The following is a 14,263-nucleotide window of genomic DNA, read 5'->3' on the forward strand; positions in this document are numbered from 1 at the left end:
ACATGGATAAACAAATTGTACCTATTGGGACACACCCTATTGAAGTGGGCTTCTATAAACTCCCGACTAAAGAAGTGGTTCGATTAATGGAAAACATAAAAAAAATTGTAACGAACCGATTACCTGGGATGATTGTATATGGGCGCCCACGTTTAGGAAAAACAACCGCACTGAAGTTTGCATTAGAGAATTTACCAAATTATCTTCAATCACCAATCCCCATTTTTATAGCCAACAGTAACTCATACAGGGTCCCTAGTGAGGAGAAGTTTTACTCTGACCTACTGTATGATTTTAATTTCCCGTTTGTTGCACGTAGAAAACCTGGTGAAATGAGAAACCAAATTGTGAACTTGCTAAAAGAGAAAGCAGAAACTTCGGGTACAAGAAGAGTCATCGTAATTATGGATGAGGGCCAAAATTTAACCGAAGCTCATTATCAATGGTTAATAGACATCTATAATCAACTAGATCGTTCAAGGATCAGTATGTCAGTGATTTGTGTTGGCCAAGAAGAATTATTGACTAGAAGGACTTTTTTCCTTGGGCAAAGGAAATCACAAATTATCGGTCGTTTTATGACACATGAGCACCGTTTTTTTGGTATTACATCACAAGGAGACATTAAAAGTGTACTTCGCTGCTACGATTCAGCTGAAATTTCGGAGTACCCCGAAAACAGCAATTGTAGCTTTACGCAATACTTTTTTCCGGAAGGTTATGAAAAAGGACAGCGTTTAGAGAAAGACACTAATATTATTTATCGTCATTTCACTGACCTTCGTAAGCAGCATGGTGTAACATCAAAGCTTGAAATTCCAATGGAGTACTTTACCTATGCCGTGGAAAATGCTTTGAAAATATACGGAACTCATGGGGAGAAACTTGAATGGATTACTTCACAGCAGTGGTTGGAGGCCATTAAATTAACTGGTTATATTGAATCTGAGATCTATATGACACTGGCTCATAAGGAAGTTAAGGAATGAATATTGTCTGGAGGAAAGATTGGATACATGAGTACGAATCACCTTGGTCAGTATTTGAAAAATTAGCTTTAGTTAACCTAATAAATCGAAACGAGATTTTATATGTTTTTGGCAGCAAAAAAGTCAAAAAAATCAAACAGCACATTGGTGATACTCATCGTGATCTTTTGCGATTAAACGGATTTGATCTTGAGAAACTTCATCAAACACTGGATTACAAACTAAAAGAACATAGTGATAACATCATTATGCAGTTGCTTGCACCTTTTTACGATTTTTATGGCGTTTGGGATCCTTGGTTTCACGATGATTTGCAGTGGTGTCCGCAGTGCATGGAGGGGGGGTTCCATTCTTGGTTACATCAGTTTAAGCTCTTCGATACATGTGCATTTCATGAAAATAAACTTATTGATACCTGTCCAAAATGTATGCAGACAATACCTTTCTTATTGTCTAACAAACAGCTGGAAAGTGCTTTTCAATGTAAGTGTGGACATATACTTGCTACTCTTGGTTTTTCAAATTGGAACGATTGGAAGGAGTCCCCTCAATTAAATCAGTCTATACTTAGCTGGCTTGAATTTAACATGAATTCAGTAAACGAGCAGCAAACGAAATGGATTGTTCATGAACAACATTGTAATTTAACATTGTTACTTCAAAATGAGCCTGAAGAAATTAAGTATTTTGATCCAATAGAACCTATTCAACAAGATTATCTTTATTCAAACTTGTTTCGAAAAGAACAGCAAAAAATTTGCTCAAATGCCTTTCAAATAGTAGAAGAAAGTTTATTACAAGAATTCCTTGGGAACCATCAGGACTGCATCACTCAATTAATAGATCTAAGAAAAAAGGATGACATGTCTGATTTCCCAACAATTTGCCCCTATGCATATACTTATGTTTTTTGGAGAAAATCATTATTGATGGAAGAGCGTTTTTATGGATTTAATCCTTTCAATAATGAATTGATTTCTACTAAAGCTCCTTTATTAATTGAAGAGCATCTAGAGCACTTTACAACACAACTTATAAATTATCAAATAAAGATGCACAATAGTATTGATAGAAGAATTATATTGTGGGTTCTTGAAAAATTAGTCACTCAGTTTAGTGAAAATTTCTTCGATGCATGGTTTGATATAGCAGGGAAGGGATGTGAAGAGATCAGTGTTCCTCCTTGGAAAGAAGTCATTAAAATGAGAGACCGAGCGTTTCCGAATATTGCTCTCAAATGTAGAACTGATGAGCTAGGAACTTACGTCGAGTACCATCATGGTGAAAATACTGAGACGACACTGTTTAACAAATACGAATGCATATATCAAAATGAAAATATTCGACTCAACATTAAAGAAATGAGTTCTTATACACCACCAGCAGTTGCGCTAATGCTCAGAGGCAACACACCTGATGAGGATAAAAAGATACTCCAAAAATCAATTGAAGCATATGTGAAAAAATTAAATTTTTAAAACCGTTAAATCTTGTGATATGATGATATAACGGTTTTTTTGTTGTAAGAAAGGGCAGAATAACAACAATGGAACAATGTTCTTGTCCTTTAAGGAACAATGTTTTTGTCCTCAGACACAAAAAGTTGCCTACCAAGTGCCTAAGAAAAAGGCGTTTATACATATGTACAAATGACGGCTTTTGTGCATATGTATAAGGCTAAAAAGTCAAAGTTAGTCAAAGTCAAAATTATTTTTCATTACGACCCACCTTTTATATGCGATTTCAGATGGCTGATCTTCAATCGGAAACAAAAAACACTCTTTTTATAGAGTGTTTTAAAGCTATTCACCATGCTCCAAATGCTGTACAGCCACCATCAACGTTGAAACAGCTTCCTGTCACAAAACTAGCTTCATCTGAAGCTAAGAACGAAACCACGTTAGCGACCTCATTACTAGTTCCAAATCTCTTCATTGGTGCACGATTGATAATATTTTTTTCATCCGTATAACCGCCATCTGCTTGATCAGTTAGATCTAGTTCTGTTTTGATGTAAGCAGGTGCGCATTAACACGTGGAGTTTCGATTAGCGAAGTTAACCCAAGAGTTAAAACGAATGTCATAATTAACTTTATCAAATGCAAACACCTCATAGTTGGGATAATTTATTTTTCCCAAAATGAGGAGTTGAATACGGTTTAATTGGAATTAACCTGCCCGTTAACTTAATGAATTGAAGGGTAAGATGCCGATTAGATACACGCCTAATCGGCAACAGGAACATGTTCTTGTCCAATACGGTAATCGGTACAAGTTCTTGTCCTTGGCTCGGGACAAGAACTTGTACCGATAATATTTTTACCCCGTAATGCCTTGTTTTCTACCGTTACAAAATGTCGGAGGAAACAATGAAGCAATAAGGGTTACGGCATTCCCGGTCGTAACACTTATTTGTATAGTCAGACCATAGGCTGATAACTGCGTGCAACAGGCCAGTGTTTATTTTTCTAACGAACGGACGCTTTTTCTAAAGAAGGTAACAAAAGCCCCTATCAAGATTAGGCAGCCGGTCACCGTCAGCACCACCGCTGTTCCCGCTCCCGTTCCGTATTGATGCTGCAGCCTAGGCTCCAGCCAGCGATCGACCAACGGTCCTGTAATGATAAACGACAAAGGTGCGGTCAAAGCGTTGATTTGCCCTATTGCAGCGAACACTCTCCCATGCAAATGAGCGGGTATATGGATTTGAACGAGTGTGCTGAACAGCGCGCCCATCATCGGCAGCGGAATCATAAGCAGAAAGATGGATACAGCAAGAACCCATTGACGGTCCGCCAAACTGAATACGACAAACATAACGGCCGTCACAAGCGAACCGGCAAACATCGGGGTAAGTCGCTTGCGGAAGGTCAAGCCGCTCAGAACGAGCAGCGCTCCGCACAGCGCTCCCGCGTTCATAGCAGCCAGCACCAGCGAGGTTATCCGGTCGCTTCCGGTCCGGGCGAGTAAATGCGGGATTGCCAGCTCTAACGGACCGTTAAGCATCAGATTCCACCATGCCATGAAGAAAACGAACGCCAACAACCCTTTTCGCCTGAAGATGCAGGTGAATCCTTGAAGCCCTTGTTTCCAGAACCCCGGCTTATCTGCGGCTCCCTCCGTTTCTTGTTTGTGGACAGTCGTAGAGACCGGCAGCAGAAACGTCCCCACGGCGGCCGCCGCAAAAGCGGCTAAATCGATCAAGATAATACCCCGGATTCCCAACGGAGCATATAACATACCCGCCAGAAAAGGGGCAAGGACACCGGCCAACGGAAACATCAGCTCCTTCAACCCGTTGGCCTTATCCAGTTCATCCTCGGATACCAGTTCGTAGGTAAAGGCGGAGATCGCAGGACCTTGGAATGCTGCAAATATACCTTGAAGCGTAACGATGGAGTACAGCTGTGCGAGCGGCAGTTTACCGTCCGCGACGACAAACAGGAGCACCAGAGTTCCCGCCGCTTGTCCGGCGTCTGCGAAGATCATCAGCTTCTTTCGGTCAAAACGGTCAACGGCAAGCCCAGCCCATACGCCAAGAAATAAAGCCGGCAGTTCCTGAAACAAGGGAATCAGCAGTAGAGGCGTAACCGATCCATACGCCTTCACCAGCCAAAGTCCGACAGCAATGCCGGAAAGACGGCTTCCCAGCAGTGAAACCCCTTGTAAAATAAATAACAAATAAAGTGGCGATTTTAGTCTTAAAATCATCGATCTTCTCCTCATTTTGCGCAAACAAAAAAAGCTTTCATGACGAACATGAAAGCTTCGGACGACTATCCCGAAGGATACCTTGCCGTTTTGCGTTCTATTGGTTTCGTTATGACGGAGTCTGAACGGACGCATGAGAAAATAAGCCTTTACAGGCCTAAAAAATTGACGCGGCGTTCACATATGAAATTAGCTTAGTTTCTGTCATAACGAATAATGAGGGTCATATCGTATCGATTCTCCTTTGCAAGGCAAAAGGTATTTACTGAATAAATATAGCATGCATTCTGTCTTTAGTTCTAGAGGTCTTTCCAAAAGGCAGCATATTTTTTTGTTTCAATTTTTTCACATACATCTCAACTAATTTTTAAATCACCTTCTGCTGATTACATTACTTCGTATTTTGTTTTTTTCTTGCCCAAATATACACTGCTGTTGAGCCTACTAACGCAATAACCAAACTTGTTATCGCTATGCCCGTGTAACTGTTTTTCGACGTATGAGATTCGATTGCCGGGTAACCCCCAGCTCCGTCCACATTCGGATCGGCTCCTTGGGACTGTACCTCTTTGAGGAAACTAATCGTCTTGGCAGAATCCCATAATTGATTGTTGTCCATACCTCCCATGAGTGATTTCTTTTCTGAAGGTACGTCTGGTAGATTCACTTCTTTCCCATTGACTTTAGCAACCAGATAACGGATGTTTCCATCTTTAATCAACACCGGATTTAGAGTATCTATGTCAGTGGATAAAGACTTCGTCATTGTATTTAATGATCGATCCAACCTAGATGCGTCTCCTCCTGCAAGAACCACCCTAAACTCACCTTCAAATCGTTCGATACTGAGAAATGATTTGCCAACACCCTTGGATTGCACAATAAAGTCATACTGCCCTGTCGGCTTAGATACATCAATTAGACTGTCAGATACATGATTAAATTTTTCGGAGTCAAATAGGTGTACTTCAAAACCCGGGCCCAAAGTTACAGCCTTAACCTCCTCTTCATTCGCATAACCGTATCCTGCAGGGTCATCTAAAACTAATGTTTTAAACTCTTCCAACCCTTGCCCCTTAGCATAAATCTGAACATCTTCAGGTACAGTGCTGCTCGCATGAATACTTGGAGCAATCATGTAACTGACCATCAGACCAATACATATCGTTAAGAACATTCTCATATGTTTCATTATTATAGTCCTCCCAATTTAATCCTTATTGATAATGCCAAAAGTCTTTAAGTCCCCATCTCCATGTTCTATCCGCTCCTGTGCCACCGTTAAATTTTGAGTATTCCATTGAAGTTTTCACTCCATCCCATGGATCAAGATAATGCATATAATAAGTATATGTTGGTGTATTACTATATCCATAAATAGCAACCGCATGACCTATAAGAGCTGTAGGACTGTTCCATTTCCAGCTTACATAGACAGGGCGCCCACCATCAATTTGACTTTTAACTTGGGCAACATTAAGATTTCCGGAGTAATAATTGGAAGATACCCCGTAGTCATGCATTCCACTTTGTGCTTCTACCGTGGATGCGGATACATTAGCACACGAACTGGTTGACTTCACTGTCTTTACAAAGTCGCATTGATACACATTTTTTTTAGCCATGAACTTGAGTACACTTGAACTTACTGCAGCCCAGCACCATTCATCTTTCTCTTGCTTTGCAATTGGATATGACGGCAAATCTGTAGCATACGCTTGTGACATGAAACTTAGTGTAAATATTAATGCAAATACAGAGAATATCATCGATTTTTTATGTTTCATTTTAAACCTTCCTCCTCATTTCATCGAAATTGAATTGAAAAATTCAATAGCTCTTACCTGTGCCAATCTTCATGCAGCCCTCCCTTCTCATTCATCCAAAGTCATATTTTTCTTACACTATAAAAAACGCCCCTTTTAGTTGAAAAGTTTCCTTTTTTATCAATTTTTTATCAAAAAAAATATAATCCCTAGAGGGTCTGAATCTGAACAGATTGCTCCAAACTAAAAGGCATATCCCGGTAATCTGTACAGGTTCTAGCCTTTGCTCGGGACAAAATCTGTACTGATAAAATATAAAAGCCGCTATTTTAGCGGCTTCAATGGATTAGCAATCGGTACAACCCTTTATCCTCGACTTGAGAACCGATAACCGTCATATGAAATTACACATATGAAACTAAAAAAGCCACCACAAAAGAGTGGTGACTCATAAATAGTGAGTTTTAGAATTACAACCCTTTCACTACTTCTAGCCTTTTCATAACTTCCAAGTGTGCCATCCTATAATCTTCTAAAGCTTTTTTACCTTTCTCAGAGAGACCCCTTAACTCTTCTTCCTGCTCTCTAGCAGTCACATGATTGCCTAACCAATCTAAGACTGACTCTAACCATCTAGTCGTCTTACTCTTTCCCATCTTATCAAATGCAAATTTGTCAGCTTCTAACTCAGCGTAGTAAACATCCCCACGTGCCATGGCTTCAGCACGTTCTAAACCATCATAATCCTTCAGATGATTCAACTTAATATGACCTAATTCGTTATAAAAGGTGCAGAGCAGGTTGTCTTTATCTTTTTTTGTATCATTGAGCACAATAAATGATTTATCTATAAACTGATCACCAGCTTCAATAGCCCCATCAAAGCTAAACCTATGCATTGCGAACGCATGTCCAAATTCTTTTGCATGCATAACAACGATATCCTCGTACCAAAAATACTTATAAGGACGACTATGTCCATTAGTGAACGTTACAATCATTTCTTTGTCGAAATTAAATATAGGTTCCATTTTGACACCTCATCACATTTTTTTCGCTTTAATCGTTAAATCATCCTGATGTTTTAGAAGGACTTGGGAGCTTATGTTAAAACACTCGGTTTGGAGATCTTGATAATAATGCCTTCTTGATCGGCATCAAAACTAACACCAAGCGCTTCCCATAGATCAATAATGACTCTTCCAAAAGGCAAAAAGTCCCTTATACCATGCCAGTCAGGATAACTATTATAAAGTTCCTCTAATTCTTCACTGAAACGAACAAGATATGGAGTGTAATAATCCATTCGCATGCTTTCTAAGTATTCCTGCAATTTTAGACCATGAACTCTGCCTAGTAGATTTCCTGTAATATTTAGCAATAGATTTGATTCCTCTTGTATTTTGATAAATACCTTATACGAGTCTCCATCCATAACATATTCATGAAAAGTGTTACCCATTGTCTCTACTAAAGATAAGGCCAGACTTCGTACATCAGCATCTCTTAAACTGGTGGTTTCAGTGAATGAACTAATTGCCAAACGGTCTGCAATAAATTCCATCCACATAAATTCTCCTAACTTACAAGCGATGGTCATAAAATCATCTGTACGAGTGATCTCAAATGGTTCATACGAATGGAATCTCAAGCTATGATCATGAACATGCCCTAATTCGTGGTGCAGTGTATGAACAGCCCAATTTTTATATTTCTCATTCTCTTGGTTAAATAATGCCCAGAATAGAGGGGAATCTAAAAAAACCACATATCTCTGCTGAATACCCTCTTTATAACTGATAACCTTAGCTACTGCTGAACCAAATGAGGCTTCAGTGTATCCCTCCTGAACGTTCTTTAAGCGTTGGAATGATAAGATATCCTTTTTAAACTCACTTGTGTATACAACTGAATCGAGATAATTTATATTTAATTTCGAAGTTAGGTGAAGGACAAGGTTATATATAGATTTTGTTGCATCCTCTCTTTGCTGTTGATCCAGATCATCTATTCTCAAATCAATATCAAACATTTTTTCCTCCCACGTTTCCTAATTAGTTATTTAAAGAAGTTGTTAATCGATGTATATATGCTCTGGTCAACGGTTGAGTTCTCAGCGTTAACAACATAATTTTACAATATTAAACCTACGATTTAAACGCTGTAACCCCGAGTTTTCTTATGTTCTGCAAGAAATTAATGGTTCACATAAAAATCGGAATTTTCCAGCCTAAAGTTAAGGTGTGTATAAACTAAAAAAGACGCTCCCCTCATCAAAGATAGGGAGCGTCTTGATTTTCATCTTACTTAAGCTTTTTGTAATAAAAGCTCTCGAAGGCGATAAATTAGTGTAGCGGCCTCTGCACGTGTTAGACCCTGTTTAGGCCTGAAAGTATTATCTGGATATCCTTTTACTAATTGCTGTTCCATAGCCATCTTTACATCCTCGGCAGCCCATACTGAAATATCCGATTCATCAGAAAACTGCTGTATAGTTACTCCAGGTGCTACCCCTTCACTTAATAAAACATTGATTAGCATTTTAGCAGCTTGCTCACGATTTACAAGAGCCTCTGGACGAAATTCGAGTGTACTAAAACCTTTTGCTATCCCATTTACGATAGCTGCATTTAGCTCTCTCGCGTACCAAGCAGAATCCTTTATATCCTGAAAGGTTAATGTGATTGACTCGTCAGGATTAGCAGACATGGTGCGTACAATTAATGCTGCGAATTCCATTCGTGTAATCTGCTTATCTGGAGCAAACATCTCGAATGAAATGCCTTTAATTATACCGTCTTTGGCTAAGCTTTCAATTTCATTTTTAGCAAAATTAGTTGAGATATCTTTGAAGATATCTTTATCTGAATTTGTGTTACCTGGACTTACATTGTCGTCTGGTTTAATCTCATTTTCCTCTTCCTTAGTCTCTTCAGTATTCGAAGATGGATTTGGATTTGTGATGGTCGGTACAGACTGTGTCGAAGCTGAAACGGTTGTTTCTTCTAAGCTCAAACCGCCTGGATTCAAAGCTTTAATTTTGTACTCATATGAGGTTGCGGGATCCAAACCTGTTTCTGAAAAATGTTTTTGTCCGGCTTTTACTCGGCCAATTTCCTTGCCGCTGCGGTAGATGACCAGAGACGTAAAGCCTTTCGTATCTACTTGTATAAAATCTAACGTCACAGTTTGTGTTGTGCTTGTCGCTGTGATGTTACTTGGAGCTAGTGGCAACGTCCACAGCTCTACAAGTATGCTCTCTGATGGAACACCATCGCTATTCTCCACGATTATATGCACTGGATACGACGTTCCTGGTTCCAAGCCATCAATGCGGATCGGCAGCGTGTCTCCACGCCACAACTCCGTTCCTTTCTCATCGATCACTACATATTCTTGAGCGTGATCTACTTCTGGGAATCGAATTTCAACCCAATCGTTCCAGCTCTCTACTTCCAAGTCTTTGACGGATACTGGGTCCGTGGCCGTGGTTGTGATCAGTTTGATTCCTTGGCCTTCACCGCCCTGGTTTACTGGCTTAATCTCGTATTCGTAAGCCGTTCCTGGTTGCAAATCCGTATCCTTGTAGATTACTTCTCCGCTACCGGCGTCCACCTTGGTAATTTCTTGTCCATCACGTAAGATCACGTATTCCTGAATTGCTTGTCCCACCGTCTTCAGCTCAATCGTTACCGATGTGGACTTAACCTCCGTAATTTTCGCATTAGCTTCATTTAATTCAGCTTTGGTAACTAGATGTACCTGAACGCCTTCAGAAGCATCTCCGGTCTTATTAATTGAGTACAATGTTAGATCATATGCATGGCCAACTTGCAATTGGATCAGTTGTGTAGCTGCTTGCGATCCGTTGTAATATACATGGCCATTAGCTTCATCTTTCAGCAAGTACCGCATGGATCCATGTGGCTCTGTCCATGTCAGAGATGCCTCAGTATAATCTGCATCTACCTGCAGTAATTCCGGTGCCTCGGTTTTTGTGCTCCACATAATCTCGGATGGTTTACCCATGCCAGTTACGTTTTCGGCAGCTACTGAAAATTGATACTCGGTACCTGGCTGTAGATCGGATATCCGAAGGGACGGTTCTGTAACCTCTACACGATTTCCTTGCTCATCCGTCACCCAGTACCTCTCAGCTGTTGTATCTGCAGTCCAGCCCAGTACCAACTCTCTTTCGCCTACTGTCTGAACCTGCAAGCTAGATGGCCGAGCTGGTTTCGTCGTAAAGTTAAAGGAAAGTGGTACTCCGAAACCCGAATTGTTCCCTGCTTGCACAGTACCTGTATATGCTGTGCTGCCCTTCAGCTGCCGCATTACGTAATGTACGTCAGAAGAGATAAACTGAGTACCATCATGCAGTTCAATCTTGTAGAAGGACGCTCCTGTGACTGAGCTCAGTTGTACCTGGGCTTGTACTTCCTCAATGTCACTCACCAGAATTGATCCAACTTGCTCTGGTAAGGTTAATGTTCGAATCAATTGGGCCTTACCTTGACCAGTGTTGTTAATTGCCACAAGTGATACGGTGTACTCCGTGCCCGCTGTTAGTCCAGTAACGGTGTACTGAAGATTTGGTCCCTGGTAATCTGCTACTGGAAGTCCGTTAAGATCAAACACCTGTAGATGGTACGTGTGTGCGCTTTGCACACCATTCCATTGCGCTGTAAATCCTGTAGTGCTGTAGCTATACAAGTTCAAGGATTTATCTTGAGCGGGTAACGTCATTAAGTTCAACGGATCTGATACCTCTCCCTCACCAGTCTCATTACCAGCAGCAATTGTATAAGTGTACGCTGTACCTGATTCAAGTCCCGTATCTTCATAGCTAAGGTCTTGATCTCCTCCGTTAAACACCAGAGTATCACCCTGGTATAAATCATAGTATGTGGCTGTGGTTACGCTTTGCCACTGGGTCGTAATGCTGTTTTCTTTAATCTCTACTGACGTGAATCCCATTGGAGTAGATGGTAAGGTCAAAAAGCCGGTGCTAGTTGCTACGCTTGCTCCTGTTGCATTTATTGCCTGAACTTGCAACGTATATAGACTACCCGGATTCAAGCCAGTTAGAGTGTGTTGTGTGTCCGAAATCACTGTGTCTTGTCGAGTCTGCCCCTGATTATCAGTCAGTACCAATCTGTATTCCGTCGCACTTTGGACTGGATCAATTGTTACATTCATCTCACCAGGCGTCCGGTAGATAGGGTTAATATTCACTAACGGGCTGTCCGGATTTGTCAGCACTTCGGTGCGCGCTTCAGCTGACCCCACATGATTGTTTACCGTCAATTGGTAAGCATAATTTTCCCCACCTACCAGGTGCTGATCGATATATTCACTTGCCGGATATTCCAATGTTGTTTCTTTACCTGTGTTTAAATTTTTGACTGTGTATGTGTAACCATCCGTATATCGATTGCTTGGTAGGTTCCATTGCAGTCTAACTTCGGACGCGCTCAGCGCAGTCGCATCCAACGTAGGAACATCTGGTACATCTTGCAACTGATATGGATTGGATGTATGTGTTCCAACATTGCCGGCATGGTCAGTAACTTGAGTATGAACAAACCAGGTTCCTTCTCCATCATCCACACTCACTTGTCCATTGCTAGGCAGTGTTTGCCATGAACCGCTTGGTGTAGCATTCTGACTTACCTCATAATAGATTGGATCGGCCACCCCAGATAAACGATCTGTTGCCGTAATCTGTACATCAGTGCCCTGTGTAGACCAGTTCAGGCCATTAGGTCCGAGTACTACTTCTGGGAGTTCTTTGTCTATCTGAATGGTAAATTTGATTTCCGGACTCGTAAGCCCAACTGCATCTACTGCCCGAGCAGTGATGATAAATTCTCCAGAGTCCGTCAGAGTACCCCGGTCACCGCTAAGGTACGATCCGTTTCCAATTTTGTATTCATATGTGACATCGGTTGCATCCTGGCTACCGCCTAACTCAAAAGATACGTCTTGATTGGACCAGGATGTATCTGAGACGGTGTGTATTGGAGCTGTTGGAGCTGTGCGGTCGATAAATACCTGCGCATGTGCCTCTGCACTAACATTTCCAGCGTTATCGATTGTCCGGCCCCAGACATCAGTGATACCCTCAATATCCACTTGTACAGGACCTATATATGGCTCCCAGTTACCTCTTCCCACTTTGACTTGGCTATTGGCCACCCCGCTCAGATCATCTTGCCCATCGATCAATGTGATTTCAACTGGATCTTGAGTAGGCTTATCTGAAGTTAGATTCAGTTCTGGTGTACCTGGTGCTTCCTTATCGACTTTAGCAATCACTTGGGATGATTCTCCAATGTTTCCTGCTTTGTCAACGGTGCGAACTTGATATGTCCACTCCCCCGAATCCTGAATAACTACAGGCGCTATATACTTCGTCCATGTTTGTCCGTCTCTTGTAAACTCGGTATAATCTGGGCCGCTGTCAGCATCGGCACCATCTGAAGCAACAAGTGTTACGTTTGTATTCGTCCATGAATCATTGGACAGGTATACATCCGGACGGCTCGGCAATGTCTTATCAATGCTTATGGTCTGATGTAATTCTGTACCTACATTTCCGAGCTTATCGATTGACACAGCCGTTAACTCATGAACACCCTCATCTTGTAAAACAATGGTTCCCTTATAATCCTCCCAGGAGCCATTATTCAACTTATACTGTGTTTTCTCTGTCCCTACACCGGTATCAACACCTGGCGTTAGAACGATCGATACTGTTTCTTTCGTCCAGTCCCCACTAGGTGTTACAGTAATTCCTGGTTTACTCGGTCCAGTGCGGTCTATTTTAACGACAGCTGAAGCCGTAGCACCAGTATTGTTCGCCTTATCGGTGGTTGCTGTCTCAATGGTCGTATGTCCTTCTTGATCTATTTGAAACGGGGAACCATTGTAATCTTGCCAATTACCCCAGCTTCCATTGTTAATTCGGTATTGCGTTCCCTTAACTCCGCTTCCGCCGGCTTTATCAGTTCCCGGAGTGATCGTAACAGTTACGGGTGCTTTGGTCCAAGCTGTCTCGGACAAACTTACACTAGGAATTGTAGGTGCTGTCTTATCGATCAAAATTTGCCCAGTGTAGTTAGCTGTTGAAACGCCACCATTAGGGTCAGTGGCTTTAACAACAATGTTTGTATAAGCTCCCTCAGCAAGTTGACTTCCACTCCATGTTAACGACCATGTTTTAGTGCTCGCTGTACCGGTAACTGTAACATTTTTCTCCACGCCATTTATTGTCGCGGAAACAACGACGTTATCATTATCCGGATCTGACACAGTCCCTGTAATACTCACATTACCTGCACTTCCTAATTGGTTAGTCTGAGTTATCTGAATTACCGGGTTACTGTTGAGAATCCCGTAATATACGTACCTTGTACTACCGGAGTATCCATTGTCGGGATACGCATTCCTACTTTGTGCAGTGACTCTCCCGTCATAGACTTCTCTAGATGAATACGTTGGGCTTACCCATTGCTGCCCAGTTGCGTATGCCGTACATGTTGCAGTACCTCCACCAGGAGGCTGAGTGTATTGGGTACAATATTGATAGGACTGATAATATCCACCGCCAGTTTGGTAAGATTCAGTATGATATGTGTCCCATGCGTATGTAGCCGCAGAAGCAGGTGGAGGAGGAAAATAACTGAATATCATGGCAGCTATTACAAACAGAATCAATGATTTTCTCTTCATATCTTTTCCTTTCTATTCAATCTCTAAAGAACTAATTGATTAATAATAGTAGACAGTAACTCA

General features: G+C 41.4%; 9 protein-coding genes. 2 read left to right on the top strand and 7 right to left on the bottom strand.

The features are described from left to right. Positions 1-2 precede the first annotated feature (2 nt). Together P364_RS0114410 and P364_RS0114415 are read left to right on the top strand one after the other, a co-directional pair. The gene (locus P364_RS0114410; RefSeq protein WP_024630810.1) at positions 3-989 is read left to right on the top strand and encodes an ATP-binding protein; all 987 of its coding nucleotides are present in this window, start codon (positions 3-5) and stop codon (positions 987-989) included. After that, the gene (locus P364_RS0114415) at positions 986-2,467 is read left to right on the top strand and encodes a hypothetical protein (protein ID WP_024630811.1); all 1,482 of its coding nucleotides are present in this window, start codon (positions 986-988) and stop codon (positions 2,465-2,467) included. The genes P364_RS0114410 and P364_RS0114415 overlap by 4 nt, the downstream gene beginning before the upstream one ends. Positions 2,468-2,795: 328 nt before the next feature. Here the strand turns inward: P364_RS0114415 and P364_RS38725 are convergent, their stop codons facing one another. From P364_RS38725 to P364_RS0114445, 7 genes are all read right to left on the bottom strand, one after another. Then, positions 2,796-3,002: an SDR family oxidoreductase gene (locus tag P364_RS38725; protein ID WP_081717988.1), complete on the bottom strand. Its 207-nt coding sequence runs from the start codon at positions 3,000-3,002 to the stop codon at positions 2,796-2,798. Between the two features lie 447 nt (positions 3,003-3,449). After that, a complete protein-coding gene (locus tag P364_RS0114420) occupies positions 3,450-4,700 on the bottom strand; it encodes an MFS transporter (protein ID WP_024630812.1) in 1,251 nt (416 codons plus the stop codon). A 391-nt stretch (positions 4,701-5,091) separates the two neighbouring features. Further along, positions 5,092-5,892: a hypothetical protein gene (locus P364_RS0114425; RefSeq protein ID WP_024630813.1), complete on the bottom strand. Its 801-nt coding sequence runs from the start codon at positions 5,890-5,892 to the stop codon at positions 5,092-5,094. A gap of 25 nt (positions 5,893-5,917) precedes the next feature. Beyond that, positions 5,918-6,487, bottom strand: a complete 570-nt coding sequence (locus P364_RS0114430; RefSeq protein WP_024630814.1) for a papain-like cysteine protease family protein — start codon at positions 6,485-6,487, stop codon at positions 5,918-5,920. A gap of 449 nt (positions 6,488-6,936) precedes the next feature. After that, a complete protein-coding gene (locus P364_RS0114435; protein ID WP_024630815.1) occupies positions 6,937-7,497 on the bottom strand; it encodes a hypothetical protein in 561 nt (186 codons plus the stop codon). A 71-nt stretch (positions 7,498-7,568) separates the two neighbouring features. Then, complete coding sequence (locus P364_RS0114440) at positions 7,569-8,498, bottom strand: hypothetical protein (RefSeq protein ID WP_024630816.1); 930 nt, start codon at positions 8,496-8,498, stop codon at positions 7,569-7,571. Positions 8,499-8,773: 275 nt separating this feature from the next. After that, the gene (locus P364_RS0114445; RefSeq protein WP_081717990.1) at positions 8,774-14,200 is read right to left on the bottom strand and encodes an OmpL47-type beta-barrel domain-containing protein; all 5,427 of its coding nucleotides are present in this window, start codon (positions 14,198-14,200) and stop codon (positions 8,774-8,776) included. Positions 14,201-14,263 lie beyond the last annotated feature (63 nt).

This window comes from Paenibacillus sp. MAEPY2 (assembly GCF_000499205.1).
GTDB lineage: Bacteria > Bacillota > Bacilli > Paenibacillales > Paenibacillaceae > Paenibacillus > Paenibacillus vandeheii.